At 55.0% G+C, this 18,949-nt stretch carries 19 protein-coding genes; 10 read left to right on the forward strand and 9 right to left on the reverse strand.

The genetic code is table 11. The annotated features are described in order from the left end of the window. Positions 1-11: 11 nt before the first annotated feature. The 7 genes from C7820_RS19130 to C7820_RS33315 all read right to left on the reverse strand — a co-directional run bounded on the left by C7820_RS19130 (position 12) and on the right by C7820_RS33315 (position 5,952). Entirely contained in the window at positions 12-1,067 is a 1,056-nt protein-coding gene (locus C7820_RS19130; RefSeq protein ID WP_105441669.1) for an ABC transporter ATP-binding protein, read from the reverse strand. Positions 1,068-1,083: 16 nt separating this feature from the next. Further along, complete coding sequence (locus C7820_RS19135) at positions 1,084-1,872, reverse strand: ABC transporter permease (protein ID WP_116232370.1); 789 nt, start codon at positions 1,870-1,872, stop codon at positions 1,084-1,086. Between the two features lie 4 nt (positions 1,873-1,876). Beyond that, positions 1,877-2,698, reverse strand: coding sequence for an ABC transporter permease (locus C7820_RS19140; protein ID WP_076170355.1), 822 nt, complete (start codon positions 2,696-2,698; stop codon positions 1,877-1,879). A 15-nt stretch (positions 2,699-2,713) separates the two neighbouring features. Further along, positions 2,714-3,658 carry a nucleoside hydrolase gene (locus C7820_RS19145; protein WP_116232371.1) on the reverse strand — a complete coding sequence of 315 codons (945 nt, stop codon included), beginning with the start codon at positions 3,656-3,658 and terminating at the stop codon, positions 2,714-2,716. 132 nt (positions 3,659-3,790) lie between these two features. After that, positions 3,791-4,834 carry an ABC transporter substrate-binding protein gene (locus C7820_RS19150; protein WP_116232679.1) on the reverse strand — a complete coding sequence of 348 codons (1,044 nt, stop codon included), beginning with the start codon at positions 4,832-4,834 and terminating at the stop codon, positions 3,791-3,793. A gap of 364 nt (positions 4,835-5,198) precedes the next feature. Further along, positions 5,199-5,546, reverse strand: a complete 348-nt coding sequence (locus C7820_RS19155; protein ID WP_076170354.1) for a Na-translocating system protein MpsC family protein — start codon at positions 5,544-5,546, stop codon at positions 5,199-5,201. A 220-nt stretch (positions 5,547-5,766) separates the two neighbouring features. After that, positions 5,767-5,952, reverse strand: a complete 186-nt coding sequence (locus C7820_RS33315; protein WP_147306285.1) for a hypothetical protein — start codon at positions 5,950-5,952, stop codon at positions 5,767-5,769. A gap of 156 nt (positions 5,953-6,108) precedes the next feature. Between C7820_RS33315 and C7820_RS19165 the strand changes: the two genes are divergently transcribed. Beyond that, entirely contained in the window at positions 6,109-6,708 is a 600-nt protein-coding gene (locus C7820_RS19165; RefSeq protein ID WP_116232373.1) for a phospholipase D-like domain-containing protein, read from the forward strand. Between the two features lie 109 nt (positions 6,709-6,817). Further along, positions 6,818-7,447: a nitroreductase family protein gene (locus C7820_RS19170; RefSeq protein WP_116232374.1), complete on the forward strand. Its 630-nt coding sequence runs from the start codon at positions 6,818-6,820 to the stop codon at positions 7,445-7,447. A gap of 135 nt (positions 7,448-7,582) precedes the next feature. On the opposite strand, the gene C7820_RS19175 is transcribed toward C7820_RS19170, so the two are convergent. Beyond that, positions 7,583-8,473, reverse strand: coding sequence for a LysR family transcriptional regulator (locus tag C7820_RS19175; protein ID WP_116232375.1), 891 nt, complete (start codon positions 8,471-8,473; stop codon positions 7,583-7,585). A gap of 161 nt (positions 8,474-8,634) precedes the next feature. Between C7820_RS19175 and C7820_RS19180 the strand changes: the two genes are divergently transcribed. The 4 genes from C7820_RS19180 to C7820_RS19190 all read left to right on the forward strand — a co-directional run bounded on the left by C7820_RS19180 (position 8,635) and on the right by C7820_RS19190 (position 12,345). Then, a complete protein-coding gene (locus C7820_RS19180; protein WP_181909114.1) occupies positions 8,635-9,858 on the forward strand; it encodes an amidohydrolase in 1,224 nt (407 codons plus the stop codon). Between the two features lie 105 nt (positions 9,859-9,963). After that, positions 9,964-11,187: an amidohydrolase gene (locus C7820_RS19185; RefSeq protein WP_116232377.1), complete on the forward strand. Its 1,224-nt coding sequence runs from the start codon at positions 9,964-9,966 to the stop codon at positions 11,185-11,187. A gap of 131 nt (positions 11,188-11,318) precedes the next feature. Beyond that, positions 11,319-11,558, forward strand: coding sequence for a hypothetical protein (locus C7820_RS33320; RefSeq protein WP_147306286.1), 240 nt, complete (start codon positions 11,319-11,321; stop codon positions 11,556-11,558). Between the two features lie 22 nt (positions 11,559-11,580). Beyond that, entirely contained in the window at positions 11,581-12,345 is a 765-nt protein-coding gene (locus tag C7820_RS19190) for a class I SAM-dependent methyltransferase (RefSeq protein ID WP_116232378.1), read from the forward strand. Between the two features lie 157 nt (positions 12,346-12,502). On the opposite strand, the gene C7820_RS19195 is transcribed toward C7820_RS19190, so the two are convergent. Beyond that, positions 12,503-13,522, reverse strand: a complete 1,020-nt coding sequence (locus C7820_RS19195; protein ID WP_116232379.1) for an aldo/keto reductase — start codon at positions 13,520-13,522, stop codon at positions 12,503-12,505. 281 nt (positions 13,523-13,803) lie between these two features. Here C7820_RS19195 and sigZ point away from each other — a divergent pair, with 281 nt between their 5' ends. The 4 genes from sigZ to C7820_RS19215 all read left to right on the forward strand — a co-directional run bounded on the left by sigZ (position 13,804) and on the right by C7820_RS19215 (position 18,778). Next, positions 13,804-14,538: an RNA polymerase sigma factor SigZ gene (gene sigZ / locus C7820_RS19200; RefSeq protein ID WP_258875303.1), complete on the forward strand. Its 735-nt coding sequence runs from the start codon at positions 13,804-13,806 to the stop codon at positions 14,536-14,538. Between the two features lie 160 nt (positions 14,539-14,698). Beyond that, positions 14,699-16,690 carry a copper amine oxidase N-terminal domain-containing protein gene (locus C7820_RS19205; protein ID WP_244867537.1) on the forward strand — a complete coding sequence of 664 codons (1,992 nt, stop codon included), beginning with the start codon at positions 14,699-14,701 and terminating at the stop codon, positions 16,688-16,690. A gap of 183 nt (positions 16,691-16,873) precedes the next feature. After that, positions 16,874-17,485, forward strand: coding sequence for a TetR/AcrR family transcriptional regulator (locus tag C7820_RS19210; RefSeq protein ID WP_116232381.1), 612 nt, complete (start codon positions 16,874-16,876; stop codon positions 17,483-17,485). Between the two features lie 84 nt (positions 17,486-17,569). After that, the gene (locus C7820_RS19215; RefSeq protein ID WP_076170343.1) at positions 17,570-18,778 is read left to right on the forward strand and encodes an MFS transporter; all 1,209 of its coding nucleotides are present in this window, start codon (positions 17,570-17,572) and stop codon (positions 18,776-18,778) included. The last annotated feature ends 171 nt before the right edge of the window (positions 18,779-18,949 follow it).

Here is an 18,949-nt window from a genome sequence, read left to right on the forward strand (position 1 = left end):
TCCCCCTATGGTTATTCGACAAGAACGAGCTTATCCGATGGAAACAACAGACGGATTTCCTGCCCGTTCGCATAGGGCTGCTGCATTTCCTGGTTGACCGTAAATTCGCCCAGCGGCGTATCGACGACGTATTGGTAGCTGCGTCCAAGATACGTGCTGACTTTGACCTTGCCGGTCAGTACATTGTCGCCGGGATTGATCTCCTGCAGCGTACCGGCAATGAGGTCGTCGGGGCGGATGGCGCCCTTCATGGTGACAGGCATGCCATCGGCCTTGGCGGCATGGAAGTGGTAGTCTCCCTTGCGTAGGGTGAAGAAGGAGCCTTCGCTGTCCCGCTCGTCAAAATGGATGAAGTTGTTGAAGCCGATGAAGCGGGCGACGAATTCGGATTTCGGATACTGGAAAATGACCGACGGCTGATCCAGCTGCTCGATGATCCCTTTGTTCATGACGGCGACCCGGTCCGAAATGGAGAAGCACTCCTCCTGATCGTGGGATACGTACACGGTCGTGATGCCGAGCTCCTGCTGGATGCGGCGGATTTCCACGCGCATGTTTACCCTGAGGTTGGCGTCCAGATTGGAGAGCGGCTCATCGAACAGGAGCAAATCCGGCTCAATGACGAGGGCCCGTGCGATGGCGACGCGCTGCTTCTGGCCGCCGGAGAGCGCCTGCGGGAATCTTTTTTCAAATCCGCCGAGGTTGACGATCTCCAGCATGTTCATGACCCGCTTCTTGATTTCGTCTTCCTTGACCTTGCGCTGGCGCAGTCCGAAGGCGACGTTGTCAAACACAGACAGGTGCGGGAACAAGGCGTAGCTCTGGAAAACGAAGCCGAAATTCCGCTTGTTGATCGGCACGCGCGTATAGTCCTTGCCGCTGAATTTGAAGGCTCCGTCCGTCGCTTCGAGGAAGCCGGCGATGAGCCGAAGGGTGGTCGTTTTGCCGCAGCCGCTGGGACCCAGCAGGGAGATCAGGTGGCCTTTCTCAATGGAAAGGTTGAAGTCTTTCAGAATATACTGCTGGTCATAGGCGACCGATACGTTTTCAAGTTGTAGTAGTGCCATCGTCTCACGCCTTTCGTTATTGTTTGGTGAAATAGGTTAGTCCGAGCAGCCTTTCGATGACGAACATGAACACGGCCGTGATCAGCATGAGCAGGACCGAGATAGCTGCGATGGTCGGGTCAAAATAGTTTTCGACGTAGGTCAGCATTTGAATCGGCAGCGTGCTGACGCCCGGACCGGTCATAAACAGCGAGATATCCACGTTGTTGAACGATTCGAGGAACGCGAGCAGCACCGAAGCGATGATGCCGGACTTAATGTTCGGCAGGACGACTTTGAAAAAGGTCGCAAGCCGGCTGGATCCAAGGCTGAGCGCCGCTTCCTCGACCGCGAAATCGAAGTTGGCGAGGCTGGAGCCGATGACCCGGATAATAAACGGCAGCATAATGATCGTATGGCCGATCAGGAGCGACGTATAAATCGGGAAGTGGAATGTGATAACGACGTACTTGAGCAGCGTAAAGCCCAGCACGATCCCCGGAATGAGCAGGGGGGACAGGAACACCGCATTCAGCGTGTCTTTGCCCCGGAACGTCACCCGGTTCAAGGCGTAAGCGGCCGGAACGCCGAGCAGAATCGCGATCACGTTGCCGAGCAGCGAGACGATGATCGACGTTTTGAAGGTCGACATGAACATCTCCACGTCAAAAATATTCTGGTACCATTTCAGCGAAAAACCAGTCGGCGGAAATTTCAGCACCGTTCCCGGCTCGAAGGACGTCACCGCGATGATCAGGAGCGGCCCGAGCAGGAACAAGTAAACGATAAAGGAAAAGAGGGCGAGCCCCGGATTTTTGGTCTTCATAGTTCTACCCCTTCGGATTGAATTTGGCCGCTGCTTTATTCATCAGCCCGATGACGATGAACGTAATGATCATCATGATGGTGGCAATGGCCGAAGCCGCCTGCCAGTCATTCAGCGTAATGGCGTTCTGGTACAGGAAGGTCGCGACGACGCGCTTTTTCCCGCCCAGCAGGGCAGGCGTGGTGTAAGCGGTCAGGCTGCCCACAAACACGAGAATGCTGCCGACGATCAATCCCGGTATACTGAGCGGGATGACGATTTTACGGAAAGCCGTCAGCTTGGACGCACCCAAGCTCTGCGCCGCCCGGACCAAATCGTGGTCGATGGACTCCAGCACCCCGACCAGCGTAATCAGAATCAGGGGAAGGAACAGATGGACCAGACCGATAATCATCGCCGTCGGCGTATAAAGAATGCTGAGCGGATCGTGAATGATGCCGAGCTTGATCAGCACATTGTTGACCAGACCGTTTTTGCCGAGAATGATCATCCAGCTGAAGGAGCGGACGACCGAGCTCGTGAGCAGAGGGAAAATCGCCAGTGCCAACAAAATGCCCTTTTTGCGCGGAGGCATCATGGACAAATAGTAGGCGACCGGGAATCCGATCAGGATGCACAGCAGGGTGGTCGCGACGCTGACGAGCAGCGTCGTTCCCAATATATCAAGGAAGTACGAGTCCTTGAAAAATTGCAAGTAGATGCCGAACGTGAAGCTCCCGTCCTTGAACAGCGTCGAGCCGACCGTGAGGATCAGCGGAACGATCATGAACAAGGTCAGAAACAGCAGCCCGGGTGCGAGCAGCAGGTACAAGTATCGCTTTTTCATGAATGTAATCTCCTGTTATTGGTAGGATCCACCGCGCAGCACGGCGATAAAGCGGTTCAAAAAGGCGTCTGAATCGGCATCAAGGCATACGTCCAGGTTCGGCTGGCGCTGCAAACGGTTTTGGAAATCGCACACCGTCTGCCCGTCGCACAGCTCGCTCCGGGTCTCCACATCGACGTATAGACGCTCCGTCCGAACCAGCTCGGGCCAAATAGCGGCGCCGACCGCCAAAGGGTCATGCATGGCGCAGGCCCGGACCCCGTTGCGCTCATAGTAGCGCTCCATGTAATCGGATGTGCTCTTGCGCACGTAACCAGCGATCTCCGAGGAGCCGAGCGCATCGATGTGCGCGCTGGTCAGCAGCGCTTTGCGCGTCACGTCGAGTCCGACCAGCGTCAGGGACGGGAATCCGGCCTGAAAGACCAGGCGCGCCGCTTCCGGATCGACATGGATGTTGTATTCCGCTGTCGGCGTAATGTTGCCGTGCGTACGGACCGCACCGCCCATGACGACCAGCTCCTTGATATCGTGGACCAGGCCCGGATGCTTGGCGAGGGCCAGAGCCACATTCGTCAGCGGCCCGGTAGCGATCAGCGTGATTTCTCCGGGATAGCGCTTGGCCTGCTCCACGATGAAATCGGGCCCGAACGTATTCGGGTCGGTCCGGTCGGCAGGCTGCATGTCCAAGAGGGCGCCGCCCAATCCGTCCTCGCCGTGCACGCGGTGCTCAAACAGACGGTCCCGCAGGAGCGGCCAGGATGCCCCGGGATAGACCGAGATGGACGCCGGCGCCTTGATGAAGTCCAATATTTTGCAAGTGTTCAGGGTTGCAGTCGTAAGTGACACGTTGCCGTTGACTGTCGAAATCCCGAGCACGTTCAGCTCGCCGCTGCGGACAGCCAGCATAATTCCGAGCGCGTCGTCAATGCCGGTATCGACATCCAGGATGGCTTTCTTCACATGGATTCCCCTTTCAAAATGAAGGATGGGCCGCCTTGTATCCAGGCAGTGGTGAATAAAAAGCAGGGGCGGGCAGCCCCTGCTGAATCATAACCCCGTAAGGCTGCTTATATTTACAAATAAGGCTTGGCGTTACTTCGTCACTTCACGGTTGAAACGGTCCGTCCAGCTCTTCAGGTTTTTGTTGACGAACGCCATGTCCAGCTTTTGCAGCTTCTCAACGACGCTGGAGCCGTACGTTACGGCAGCGGCTTCCTCTGCGCTGAGGCTGACATTGCGGTTGGCAGGAGAGTCGACCTTGGCTTTAGCCGCTTTTTCCTGAACTTCCTGGCTAAGCTGCCAGTTGATGAAGTCTTCGGCCAGTTCTTTGTTTTTGCTTCCTTTGACGACGTTCAGCGTATTGACGATGGCGTACGCGCCTTCCGACGGCGTTACGAATTCAACGTTCGGGTCGGCCTTCTTCAGGTCGCCGAGATACATTTGCATGATCGGTCCTGCAGCGGCTTCGCCTTGCGTGAACATGTTGATGAACTCGGACGTCTGGCTGTAGTATTTCACGACGCTCGGATTGAGCTCGGCCAGTTTGCCAAATGCCTTGTCTTCATTGAATTCCGTGCTTCCAGCTACCTTGGAAGCGGCGTCGACCATCATCGGACCGCTGGTGGACGTAATGCTCGGCATCGTCACTTTGCCTTTCAGCTCTGGCTTCCACAAGTCAGCCCAGGAGGATATCGTCGTTCCGGCTGCCTTCTGGTCATAAGCGATACCCAATTGGCCAATCGTGTAGGCCGGACCGTAATCTTCGCCGTTTGGCGCTTTGGCGATATCATAGAGCGAGTCAAGATTGCTCAGCCGGCTGCGGTCGATCTTTTCGAAGGCTCCCGCTTCAATGCCCTGCTGTGCGTAGTAATCCGACAGATAGACGACATCGACGTCGGAGCTGCCCTGCAAAATTTTGCTCAGGCGGTCGGCGTTGTTGCCGGTTTCCAGGACGATTTTCACATTGTGCTCTTTTTCGAATGGGGCATACACTTCTTTATTGTAGAAATCCTCGGCAAATCCCCAGGTTGATACGACCAGCTTCTTCTGACTGCCGGAAGATCCGCCGGAGCTGCTGTCTTCGCTGCCTCCGTTTCCGCATCCCGCAAGTACCAGCGCTGCCAGCGTACAAGTCATGAGTCCTTTAATCCATGGTTTCTTCACAATCGATTCACTCCTGTAATGGTTTATTTTTTATTTGTTTTTCTGCTGCAGGCCGTATGCCGGGCTTCCGCCGCCGGGAAATTTTTTTCTCTGCTGTATATGATTGTTTTTCCCTGCAGGACGGTTGTTGTATCCCCCTTTTGAATAGACATTTTGGCATGTCACAAGAAAAATCAAACAAATTCTATAACTAAATCTATAAACTAAAAAAGAAAAGCACTCTAGGTAGAAGAAAATCTCTAACTAGAGCGCTTTTCAATGTAAACAAAGAATAGCGGCATCCGTTCTTGTTACGGTTCGGCCAGTCCTTAAGATAAATCAAAAGAAAAGGGCCGTGTCATTCCGGTTGTGACATTATGATGTTCGTGACTGCCCACTGCGTGGCGGGATCATAATCCCGAAGGAGAACCTCGATGTTTAGTCCCAGTTCCTCTTCCAGCCGAGATTTCAGCTTCTTCTTGTAAATCATCGACATGTAAAAATCGACCTCGTATTTCAAAGCCGGAACCTCGCCCTCGAGTACAGTGGAGCGGGGAGACCGACGGTGTCTGGCATACAAGGTAATTGCATCGGACTGAATGCTTGTCTTCAATAAAGAAGTACCAAAGCCGAACAGCTCCTTGGAAACTTCATTATATACCTGACTCAGCTTCTGCTTGAATTCGTTGGAATCTAAATGAACCATTGGTCACCTACAAACGGTTGATTATTTTGGTGATGAGGAGTTCAGATAGGTCTATATTACATAAAAAAAGAGATTTTTGCAATACCATCGTTCGGGTTTTGTCGATTTTTGCTGATAAATTAATGTCATAAATGATTTGAATTGAATCCATTCACGAACTTTTCAACCCATGTCAGGTTTGATTGACTGCTTAGAAACGAAAAATACGGTTAAAAAAGGATCAATTATAATACGGCCAGCCGCTGGAATCCCAATACAGATCGCTGATCAGCAGCTTGGGAGCGCCGTTCTCGGCTGCACTGTAAGCGTGGCGTGCGATGATGCTGATGCCTTCGATGTCCTGTCCGACAGGACCGGCCCAAGCGCTGTTTCCGCTGTCGATGACCGACGCGCCGCCGTTTTTCATGTCGGTTCCGTTTTTGTCAACGTAAGGCCCGAGAATGCTCTTCGAGCGATGAAATCGGGCTGTATGCCGCACTTGCTCAGCAAATTTTGAATCGATGGAAAAGAATGTTATTCTACCTGTACGCCAAAATTTCCATGTTTTGAAGGAGGTCATCCGATGAAAGTCATCAACAGCTCCGTGTCCGCCATTCTTCTCTGTGCTGCCGTTTCCGGCTGCTCCGCTGCGTCGGATGAACAACGAGGGCAAGGAGGCTCTGCTCATAACGGTGCAGTAACAGAAGGCTCGGCTGCTGACGTTCAAGCCCTGTTCACGAGCGAAGGCGAACGTCCGGAGAAAGCGATCATACAGCTCATCAAGGAGGCCAAATCCTCGCTGGATATTGCCGTATACAGCATCAGCTACGAGCCGGTTGTGACGGCCATCATCGAGGCGGCGGACCGCGGGGTTCAGGTACGGCTGATTACGGACCGGGCCCATGCGGAAGAGAAAGGGAAACAGAAGAAAGCGCTGAAGCGGATCCGGGAAGCCGGCGTTCCGGTCAAGGTGAATGCGCATGAAGGGAAGATGCATCTGAAAATGCTGATTGCGGATCAAAGCCGGGTGGAGGCTGGATCGATGAATTATTTGGAGTCCTCTGCCCAGGAAAATGACGACGTCGTGCTGATTATCAAGGATGCGGCCGTTGCCGCCAAGTTTGAGCAGGCGTTCTGCCATTTGTGGGACGATGCCGACCGTTTCACGGACTGGAGCGGGTGATATGTCAGAGGTCAGAACATTTTTCGAATTGTAACTTACTTTTTTACAGTTAGTATGATATGATAACTTCATAGCCAGTTGGAAATTTATACATACGGAGGCGAAAAGCATGACGTCCTTTACAGACCTTGTCAAAGCAAGAAGATCCGCCAATAAATTCGACCCGAGCGTAACCATCAGCCCGCAGGAGCTGGACGACATGTTCAACCTCGTCAAATTTGCACCCTCGGCCTTCAACCTGCAGCACGCTCACTACGTTCCCGTCATCGATCCAACGAAGAAGGAACAGGTGCATGAAGCAGCATTCAAGCAGTACAAAGTGTTAACGAGCTCGGCCGTCATCGCCGTATTGGGCGATCTTGAAGCCTACCATAATGTGGGACCGATCAACGAAGGGCTGCTCAGCCTTGGCGTTATCGACCAGCGCGAATTTGAGGAAACGGTCAGCAGCGTAACAGACATGTATGAAAGCAGGGGCGACACGTTCAAGCGGGATGAGGCCATCCGGAACGCCAGCTTGTCCGCGATGTTGTTTATGCTGATCGCCAAGGACCGGGGCTGGGACACCTGCCCGATGATCGGATTTGATCCGGAAGCGCTGCGGAAGGTGCTGAACATTCCGGACCGGTATGTGCCGGCCATGCTGATTACGATCGGCAAGGAGGATACGGGCAGACAGAGACCGCGCGGCTACCGGAAGCCGGTGGCGGAGTTTGTGACATACGACGGGTTTAACTGATTAAAAAAGAAGCGGCGGCCATTCCAACGTTTTTTACGGTAATTCCATGCAATTATCCATAAAGTAGTGTCAAGCCAAAGCCCTCTCCGGTATGCGGGAGGGCTTTTTTGTTTGCAATCCTTTGCTTATACGCTGTCATTCCCTGGATGCAGGCGGGGAGATCATATCAATAAAATGCCGCGCCGCCTGGGAAAGGTGGTGTTCCTTCAGCCAGATCAAAGCATACGGCGATGACAAGTCCGGGTCCGCGATTCTCGCAACCTGAACATCATGGCTGGCATGAAGCTTTACGATCGTCTCAGGGACGACCGCCGCCCCAAAGCCGCTCGACACCAAAGATAGCAGGAGGGGAATGTCCGAGCATTCGGCGATGATCCTGGGCTCAAAACGGTGCTTCGCGCAGGCCATCAGGACAGTGTAGTGGACGCCGAGTCCTTCCGTGCTCGGAAGGATTAGGGGGTAGTTTCGAATCTGATCAAGCGGGATCTCCGGAGCAAGAGGCTCTGGGATAAGCTGCCTGGTTGCCATCAGATAAAAGGGCTCTGTATTCAAATGAAGCACCGAGAACTCGTCCAGCGCAAGCGGAAGGCGGATGATCGCAAGCTCAAGCACCCTGCTCTTGACCATGCTGCACAGCTGTGCGGATTCGTTCTGCTGGATTTTGTAGGTGACCTGCGGATAGTTCTCCTTGAACCGCATCAGCGTATCGGGGAGGTCCACCGACGACAGTGTGTTGATGCCGATGCGGAGTACCCCTTTAAAGCCGCTGCCGATCTCCTGAACCTCGGTCTTGGCTTCATCCATCAGCTGCAGCAGCTTCAGGGCGTAGCTGTACAGTGCCTTGCCCGCTTCGGTCAGCTCCAGATGCTTGCCGCTCCGCTCCACAAGCGCCGATCCAAGCTCGTCCTCCAGTGCTTTTAACTGCTGGCTCAGCGGAGGCTGTGACATGTGCAGCCTTCGGGCTGCGGCGGAAATCTGCTTTTCCTCTACGATGATCGTAAAATACCTCAGCTGTCTGATATCCATGGGTCATCCCTCCAGTCATTTCTGCTCAATGTATATATAAAACCTTTGCATTTCAAATATTATAAATATTTTTCATATATCGAATCCCATGTTAGCATACGGGATATGAGGCAGGAAAGTCTGCGCTGCTATCGCAGGACGACCAAAGGAGGAAGGGCTTGATGGAACATTCATCATTATGGCTGACCCATGTCCGGTTGGAGACCGGCTGGCGTTACGAAGGAGAGGCTGTCAGCGGCACGGAAACCGTATTGTACCATATCCGCATTTCCGAGGGGAGCTTCGCCGAAATCCGGCCGGCGGATGTGCTGCCGGAGGACGGCTTCCCCCACACGGACATGGGCGGGGCGTTGATGCTTCCGGCGATGCGGGACATGCATATTCATTTGGACAAAACGTATTACGGCGGCCCATGGAAAGCACCGGGACCGGCGCCTAAAGGCATCTTCTCCCGGATCGAGGAGGAGGAAAAGCTGCTGCCCAAGCTGCTGCCGACGGCGCAGCATCGAGCGGAGCGGCTTATCGAGCTGCTGCTTGCGTCCGGGACGACGCATTTTCGCACCCACTGCAACATCGATCCGGTTGTGGGGCTGAACAATCTGGAAGCGACGCTGCGGGCGGCTGAAACCTATAAGGACCGCGCCACCTTCGAGATCGTGGCGTTTCCGCAGCACGGGCTGCTGCGCAGCCAAGCGGCCGGCCTGGTGCGGGAGGCGCTGCGCAGCGGGGCTTCCCTGGCAGGCGGCGTCGATCCGGCCACCGTGGACGGCGACATTGAGAAGTCGCTGAACACAATGATGGAGCTCGCCGTGGAGGCGGACGCCGGGGTCGACCTGCACCTGCACGATCCGGGCCACCTGGGCGTGTTTACGATCCAGCGCCTCGCGGATCTGACCGAGCAGGCCGGATGGCAGGGCAGAGTCACGGTGAGCCACGCCCTGGCGCTGGCGGACATTCCGCCGGAGGAGGCGGCTGCGGTAGCCGCCCGGATGGCGGACCTTGGCATCTCGGTCACGTCGTCCGTACCCCTCGGGCGGACGATTCCGATCCCGATGCTGGCGAAGCAGGGGGTTCGGGTGGAGCTGGGGCATGACAGCATCACCGATCATTGGTCCCCGTTCGGCAAAGGGGACAGCCTGGAGAAGGCCGGAACGCTTGCCGAGCGTTTCGGCTGGGGCAGTGAGGCGGCGCTTGGCGCCAGCCTCGGCTTTGTGACCGGCGGAAGGACCCCGCTGGACGGGGAAGGCCGCCGGGTGTGGCCGATGCCGGGGGACGAGGCCAGCGCCGTCTTTGTGGACGCCAGCTGCTCGGCGGAAGCCGTGGCAAGGCGGGCAGCGCGGAAAGCTCTGCTGCATCGGGGCAAACCCGTTTTCGGTATGAAATAGACATGATGGCGTGACTTCTTTGAATTTCTTTTACCCCACAGAATGAACTAAATACAATGTGAAACTTTTAGTTCAATCTATAGAATAGAAAGGATGTTGATATCGATGCAATTAGCCCTTTGGCTTACCAACGTCCGCCTGGAGAGCGGACTCCAAACCGATAACGGCGTGGTGACCGGCACGGAAACGGAGCTGTGCCATCTCCTGATCCGGGACGGCAAGATCGCGGATAAAATTCCGGCAAATCAGGCGATTACGGACGATCTGCCGCGACTGGATGCCAAGTCGAATCTGGCGCTTCCTTCTTTTATCGAGAAGCACTGCCACCTGGACAAGACGCTGCTTGGTTCCAAGTGGCGGCCGGTTACGCCGGCAAAGCATATTTTTGACCGGCTGGACGAGGAAAAGCGCCTTCATGCGGAGCATGCCGTTTCCATCGCCGAGCGGGCCTCCCTGTATCTGGAGACGGCATTGCGATCCGGAGTCACTCACGTCCGGACCCATGTGGACATTTACCCGGAGGCCGGCCTCAAGCAAATGGAAGAGGTCCAGAAGGCGCTGCAGGCGTTTGAAGGCAAGCTGACGTATGAAATCGTCGCTTTTCCGCAGCAGGGGCTCCTGCGCTCGCAGTCTGCCGAGCTGGTGCGGGAAGCGCTGCGCAGCGGGGCGTCGCTCGTCGGCGGGGTCGATCCGGCGACGGTCGACGGGGATGTGGAACAATCCCTGCGGACGATGGTGGAGCTTGCGTCCTCCGAAGGCGCGGGGATCGACCTGCATCTGCACGACCCGGATCATCTCGGGTTGTTTACGCTGAAGCGTCTGGCCAGCCTCACCCGGGAAGCCGGTCTGGCAGGCAAGGTCGCAGTCAGCCATGCGTTCTGCCTCGGCGACATTCCCGCCGGGCAGGCCGAAGCGGCCGCAGACATGCTGGCGGAAGCCGGGATCGGCATCATCACGAGCGTGCCGATGAACCGCAAGTTTCCGCCCGTACGCCTGCTGCAAGGCAGGGGCGTATCCGTGTCGGTCGGCTGCGACAACGTCTTTGACGTATGGTCGCCGTTTGGCACCGGCGACATTCTTGAGCGCGCCGGCCGCCTCGCCGAAATCTCCGACTGGGTGAACGAGCAGGCGCTCGCGCAGGGCCTGCAGTACATCACGGGCGGAGTTACGCCGCTTGATGCCGAAGGCCGCCAGGTTTGGCCGCGGATCGGCGACGAGGCGAGCCTTGCGCTGGTCGACGCGTCGTGCTCGGCCGAAGCGGTCGCCCGCAAATCACCCCGGGTGGCTACATTGTTCCGGGGGAGCGTCGTGGCCGTGTCGCTGGACTGAAGCAGTAGGCCCGACCGGTCCTTGCCGTGTCGCTGGACTGACTGAAGCAGTAGGTCGGGCCAGTCCTTGTCGTGTCGCTGGACTAACTGAAGCCAAATAGACAGCCGGGCTCTGCGGGCCGGAGGACAAACATGAAATCCGTCAGCCTCTGCGATGCAGGGTTGACGGTTTTTTGTGCTTGCGGTCTGGCGCTTGAGGGGATCTGCCGACAGGTGAGACGACTTCGCTTATCTAAATTAGGTCTTGCAACAAAACGCAGGGTTTTCTATAATCAAGACAGCATTAAATGGAACTGTGTTTCATTGTATGAAACATATCATCGAGAAGGTAGCAGGATGCAAGTTCGTGGTTCGATGCGAGGCATGATCTAATAATGCTAAAGGAGCGTGAAGCATGATGAGCAGTGACAGCAAGGCAAGATTCTCAAACCGGGTGGAGAACTACGTCAAGTACCGTCCAAGCTATCCTGCGGAGGCGGTGGATTACCTTTACTCCGTGGTCGGCATGAAGGCCGATTCGGTGATTGCCGATATCGGTGCGGGCACCGGCATTTTCTCCAAGTTGCTGCTGGAGCGGGGCAGCAAGGTTATCGCCGTGGAGCCCAACGCAGCCATGCTGGAAGCGGCGGAGCAAGAGCTTGGCGGGTCGCCGAATTACCGCTCGCACGCCAGCGCTGCGGAAGATACCGAACTGCCTGCGCACTCGGTCGATTTTATCGTTTGCGCCCAATCGTTTCATTGGTTTGACCGTCCGGCCGCACAGGCGGAGTTTCACCGGATCTTGAAGCCTGGCGGTAAAGCCGTCCTGATCTGGAACTCCCGGCTCACGAGCGGCACGCCTTTTCTGGAGGGATACGAGCAGCTGTTGAAGCAGTACAGTAAGGATTATGAGAAAATGACCCACAAAAACATTTCCGGAGCGCAGCTGCAGCCGTTTTTCCGGGATGGGAATATGCATACCGCCGTATTTTCCAACCGCCAGCTGTTTAATGTGGAGGAGCTGATCGGCAGGGCCATGTCGTCTTCCTATGTGCCGGCCGAGGGCGAGCCGAACCACACGCAGATGAAGCAGGGACTGCAAGAGCTGTTTGAGCGGACCCAGGTGGACGGGAAGGTCAGCTTCGATTACGAAACGGAATTGTACTGGGGTGAAGTGTAACGGAAGTTTCGTCCCGGTCCGGACAGCACAAAAGCCGCGGATGCCCTAGCTAATAGACGCAGGGCTCCACGGCTTTTTGCGATATTTAGAGGCTGTTCAAGATCATACGCGGGCCCGCTTCATGTAAACCTAGCTCGATGGCATACGGCTCCAAGCCTCAAGGGTGCTTGCGGATAATCGAATCATCCTCTTCCATAAAGGGCCACGCCGGATATTCAATCGGCAGCCGGCTCACTTCATCCAGACGGGCCAGCTCGTCATCCGTCAGCACGATGCCGCTGGCTTCGAGATTGTCCTGCAGCTGATCCGGCCGCTTGGCTCCGACGATTACGCTGGTTACCGCCGGCTGGTTCAGCACCCAGGCGAGGGCGATGCGGGCCACGGTGGATTCACGATTCTTTGCGATGTCCTCCAGCACGTCGATGATGGAGTACGCCTTTTCCACATCTACCGGAGGAAAAGCAAACTTGGTGTGCCGGTCATCGCTGTTTCCGGTACGCGTGCGGGCGTATTTACCGGACAAGAAGCCGCCGGCAAGCGGGCTCCATACGAGCAGGCCCATGTTCTGATCCTTCAGAACGGGAATGATCTCCCTTTCGATGTCACGGCCGGCCAGCGAATAGTAGGACTGGCTGCTTTTGAAAGCGTGCAGGCCGAGTTCCCTGGAAATGCCCCGGGCTTTCATCAGCTCCCAGCCGGTCATATTGGAAGAGCCAATGTAGCGGACTTTGCCGCTGCGGACCAGGTCGTCCAGCGCCCGCAGCGTTTCTTCCCAATCGGTCAGCTGGTCCGGGTTATGGATTTGATACAGGTCGATGTAGTCGGTGCCGAGCCGCTTCAGGCTTTCCTCGACCTGGCGCATAATATGCAGCCTGGACAAGCCAAGGTCGTTCGGGCCGCTGCCCGTACGCCCCCTCACCTTGGTGGCGATAATGACGTCCTGCCGCTTCGCCCCAAGCGCTTTGCCGAGAATTTCTTCTGAGCGGCCGCCGGCGTAAATGTTGGAGGTATCAAAAAAGTTGACCCCCGCGTCGAGCGCCTGCCACACAAGCTGTGCAGCGTCCTGCTCTCCCAGCCCGCCGAAAACGCCCCATTGTCCGCCGCCGCCAAACGTCATGGCTCCCAGCCCGATCTCCGATACCAGCACACCTGTATTTCCCAACAAATTGTATTTCATTTTTTATCCCTCCAGTTTTAGTTTTAAGAGATCAGAATGTAAGCTTCAGTGGTCATACCATCTTGATCTCGCAAGAAAAACTTCCACCAAACGCGTTCTTTCTTTTGCAAACGCGGTCTGTCTTCTGAGAATGTACGTCGATGAATGTTTTTGTTATATTGATGGAGACGGGGAACCCCGATCAAAGACGCAAAAGTGCGGGGATTTTTTTGAAAAAAAATTTATATTAAGCGCAGGATAAATATAATAAAGCCGTGTACTACGGGGAAGGAGATGTCAGAATGCAGGATAGACCAGCACAAGAAAAAGGATATGAACCGAAACAGGTACACACAGCCGTGAACCATTCCGTGATGACGGAAGATCAGGCCGGATACACGGATGCTGCAGGATGGAAGGCCAATAGCTGCCGGCCGGCGATCACGCCGGAAATGCTGTGGGATCAATATCACGAGCCGATTTCCGCTTTCGTCGCGCGCCGGACGAATCGCCACCCCGATACGGAAGATATCGTGCAGACGGTCTTCATGAAGGCTTACCTGCACCTGCCGGAACTGCAGGACCCGGATCGGCTCCGGGCCTGGCTGTATCAGATTGCCCGGAATGCGGTGACAGATCACTTCCGCAAGGAGAGACGGTTGGATGAACTTCCGGAGCAGCTGCCAAGCTTGGTAGAAGAGGACAGCGAAGACTACTCTCAGGAGGCGATCTGCGGGATGAAAGGCGTTATTCCTTACCTGCCGGATAAGTACCGGGAGGCGGTTGAGCTCTCCGAACTGAGAGGGATGTCGCAGAAGGAACTGAGCGAGAAGCTTGGCATCTCCTATTCGGGGGCCAAATCGAGGGTCCAGCGGGGCCGGGAAATGGTGCGGGAGCTGATGAACAGCTGCTGCACGATCCGAACCGACGGGTACGGTAACATCATCGATTATCGCGTGAATCTGCCCAAGCCGGTCGTCTACGGAAGGGTTGCCAAGAAGCCGGCACGGCGAAAAGCAACCCGGGCCGAGCGTTAACGTATTTGAGTGGGTCAGCGAATGTTGATATTCCCTTCGTTGTAAGGAACACGTCACAATAATGAGTGGCGTGTTTTTTGATTTGAAGGGATATTTTACCATGATGTCGAATCATACAAGGATTTGCCTAAATATGACATGACAAAGAGGGGTTATGAACTTGAACTTGAACGTAACATGGAAAAGAAGGCTGTCCACGATTGCGCTGGGCGCCTTGATGATGGGTGCCGTCCCGACTTTCGGCCATCAGACGGCTTTTGCCGACGGGGCTCAGCAGCTGCAGATTAAAGACATCGCCGGCAAAAATACGTATCTGATGAGTGACGGCTCGATGTGGTCCATGGTCGACGGAAACCGGACCATCTATACGAAAGGCTCGGTCGAAGAGATTTCGGGGAACGTATATGAAGGCTTGGGCATTACGCGTGACGGCCGGTTGGTTGAATGGGATATCGGCATGAAGCCGCATGTGGTCGAGGGGAAAAGCGGAATCAAGCAGGTGTCCGGGCCGTACCGGCTTCAGGCCGATGGTACCGTCTGGGACGGTGACAGCAGCAAGCTGAAGAATCTTAGCGGCATAGCGCTGATTGGATACGGGGAGAAGGATTTTGCCGCATTGACCCAGAGCGGAGAGCTGTTGTTCAAGGATCCGTACAAGACCGATCAATACAAAAAAGTCGGAACCGTAAACAATGCCGCATCGGTCAAGTCGATGGCCGTGCATGATGACCGCGTCGCTCTGCTGTACACAAGTGGAGAAGTCGTAGTCTATCAAATGTCGAACTTTGACGACAATGGCCGGGTTATCCCGGTAACCATTGCTACTGATGCGATACATATTTCTTATGTTTCCGCGGAACCAACCGACGTGCTGATCGTGACCCGCAAGGATGGAACCGTATGGCTGACAGGAGAATACTCCAACCGCTGGAAGCTGACCACGCAGGTTCAGGGGCTGAGCAACGTGGTTAAGACGGCAGTAGATGCGTATAAGGATGACTTGGCCGAAGGCATTTACGCGCAGCGTGCCGACGGGACATGGGTCATCAGCAAGGACGGCGAGGTCCAGCCGGTGGAGGTGCCTGCCGTTAAGGCTGTGTCCATGTCCGTCTCCGATAAGAAGCCGTATGTTGGCGATACAGTACAGGTCGATATTCAAGAGACGTATACCAACGGGGCCAAGCTGAAGGTGTCTCTGAAGGAAGCGCAGCTCGACATGGACAAGCCTTACCTGCTGAAAGTGCAGCCTGACGGCAAGCTGAAAGCGGCCGGCGTAGGCGAGACGAAGCTGACGGTGACTTCTGGCAGCGTCTCCTCCAGCGTGACGGTGACGGTCAGCCTCCGCGATCCGTTGAAATATGCCAAACAGGTCAAGGGAACCGTATATCTTCCAGCCAAGACGGTGTTCAAGGCGCTAGGAGGTACGGCAGAGGTATCGGGCGGAAATTGGAACGCTGCTCTCGGGGATGCGAAGCTGTCATTTAAGGCCGGCAGTCAGGCAGCCCAATTTAACGGCAGTAATCTGACATTAAAAGCATCGCCAATCATCGACAAAGGCGAAACGTACATCCCTGCCTCCCTGCTTGCCGATACGCTGGGGGCCAAGGTAACCTGGGATGCCAAATGGCGGCAGGCCGAAGTTGCAATCGGTCAGGGCAAGATGACGATCGTCTCCCAAGACACTGCGGGCTTGATCAAGAAAGCAATGCAGGGCAGTCTGGCCAAATTCATCGGGAAAACGTATTGGGTGAACGACTTTGATGGCTGGGAACGGTTCTCCAAAGTCACGGTGACGGATGTTCTTCCCACAGACACCGGAAGCTTTGTCGTCGTTTTCAAATCGGCTGCTGGAAAAACGCTGAAGAGCTACGCCATGAATACGTCGGAAGTGACGCAGTTGTTTGCCGACTCGACGTACTTTTTGAAATATGATCCCTATACAAAGTATAAATGGTCATCTTCCGTCTGGAGCCAGATCAAGGCGGGCAATGTCACGCTTGGCATGACCAAGGAGCAGGTGCTGTTGTCATGGGGAAATCCCGCCGCTAAAGATATCCAGTCCGTGAACGGAACGAAGATCGAGACTTGGGGCTGGTCCAATTACGATGTTGTCTCTTTCATTGATGGCAAGGTTACATTAATCATCATGTAACGGCTGGAACAGCAATCATTTGAGCCGCCAGTCCATTTACATAAACCGGCGCCGGGTATACCCCGGTGACCGGTTTTTTTAGATCGTGTCACAGGAAAAATAAACTGCGGCTTGCCATGAAAAAAATGCCGTGCTACAATACTGACTGAACGTTCGGTATATATATGTATTGGAGTGAGCGTCATGAACCAGAAGCAGCTGCAAAGCGAACAGACCAAGAGGAAGATTGCAGATGCCGCCCGCGCGCTGTTTATTCAAAAGGGGTATAAGGCGACTTCGATCGAAGATATCGTGGCCGCGACCGGGAGCAGTAAAGGCAACATCTACTATCACTTCAAGAGCAAGGAAGGATTATTCCTTCACCTGCTCGAAGAATGGGACCGCGAATGGGAACTGAACTGGGAGCAAAACGAGCACTTGTATAAGACCACTACCGATAAGCTGTATGCCGTGGCGGAACAGTTGGCGGCTGACGACTTGAACCATCCGCTCACGAAGGCAGCCGATGAATTTTTTCATAACGAAGAAAAGACATCCGAAGTGGAATCCCGTATGGCCGAGATGAAGGTCAAGCATTTGGCGTTTAATCAGAACCTGCTGCAGGAAGGGATCGACCGCGGCGAATTCATGCCGGGCGATGCCGAGCGGCTCGCGGCCGTGCTGGAGGCGATTTTTTTCGGCGCCAATCAGCTGTCGCGCAGATTAAACCCTGAGAAGACGACCCTGTTGTACCGGGATGCCGTCACTGTTTTTTTGAACGGAGTGGCGACGGATAAGCAAGCAAAAGAACGATAGCGGAGAATGGTCTTCGTTATCTCACGCCATAATACATAACGAACGTTCAGTATACATGCTGAATTTGCTTACGGAGGCTTTTTTATGTCGCTGCTAGTTAGAAACCGGGGAGCCATTCTGCTCCTCATGCTCAACAACTTCATTATTTTTACGGGCATCGGACTTATCATTCCAATTATGCCGAGTTATATGAATCTGCTGCACATTAACGGAAGCGTGCTGGGCCTGCTGGTCGCGGCCTTTTCCATTACGCAGCTCGTCTTTTCGCCGATCGCCGGAAGGTTGTCGGACTCCATCGGCCGCAAAAAGGTCATCCTGGCCGGACTGCTGCTGTTCGCCGTGTCGGAATGGCTGTTCGGCGCTTCCAGCACGCTGCCGTTTCTGTTCCTGGCGAGAATGCTGGGCGGGGTGAGTGCGGCTCTGGTTATGCCGGCCGTCATGGCCTATACCGCTGACGTCACCAGTGAGGAAGAGCGCGGGAAAGGGATGGGCTTCATCAACGCTGCCATCACGACCGGTTTTATTATCGGACCCGGCATCGGCGGTTATCTTGCGGAATACGGCATTCGAGTACCTTTCTATGCTGCCGCGGTCGGCGGGCTGCTGGCCATGGCGGTTACCGCGTTCTTCTTGAGGGAGGTGCCGAAGGCCGCGCAGACCAGCGACGGATCGGATACCAAGATGGCACCGGCCGGATTGCTGCGCCAGCTCGCAGGTGCCTACCGGGCCCCTTATTTTATCAGTCTGATCGTCGTGTTCGTCGCTTCGTTCGGACTCGCCAATTTCGAGACGGTGTTTGGGCTGTTTGTCGATCATAAATTCGGCTTTACGCCTAAGGATATCGCCTTTATCATTACGTTTGGCTCGGTCTGCGGGGCGGTGGTGCAGATAACCATCTTCGGCTGGATCCTGAACCGGTTCGGAGAGAAAAGAGTCATCACGCTCAGCATTTTTGTATCGATCCTCTTTATTATTTTCACGCTGCTTGTGCATACGTTCTGGCTTATGGTCGCCGTGACCTTCGTTCTGTTTCTGGCGATGGATATTTTGCGCCCGGCCATCGGGACGCAGATGTCCAAGTTTGCCAATGAGGAGCAGGGTTATGTGGCGGGGCTGAACTCAGCGTTTACAAGCCTTGGCAATATTATCGGCCCGATCATTGCGGGGGCGCTGTTTGACATGAACGTGAATTATCCGTACATTCTCGCAAGCATCGTGCTGGTGTTCGGATTCCTGCTGTCCTTCAAGTCCCGGGAAACGCAGTATGAGCTGGAGTCCAGATCGGTGCGTTAAATTCAGAAACAGGTTAGAATGATGTATAAATAAACACCGGAATATTATGATGAAAATCCTCCGAGCCCTATGGGCCCGGGGGATTTTTTGGCGTCTATCAGCGGAATAAAGCCGCAAGTCATGGCCATGGTCCCTGTGAATCCGCAAAGGCTCTAAGCTTGCGGGCAGACA

The organism is Paenibacillus sp. VMFN-D1 (assembly GCF_003386155.1).
Classification (GTDB): Bacteria; Bacillota; Bacilli; order Paenibacillales; family Paenibacillaceae; genus Paenibacillus_AQ; species Paenibacillus_AQ favisporus.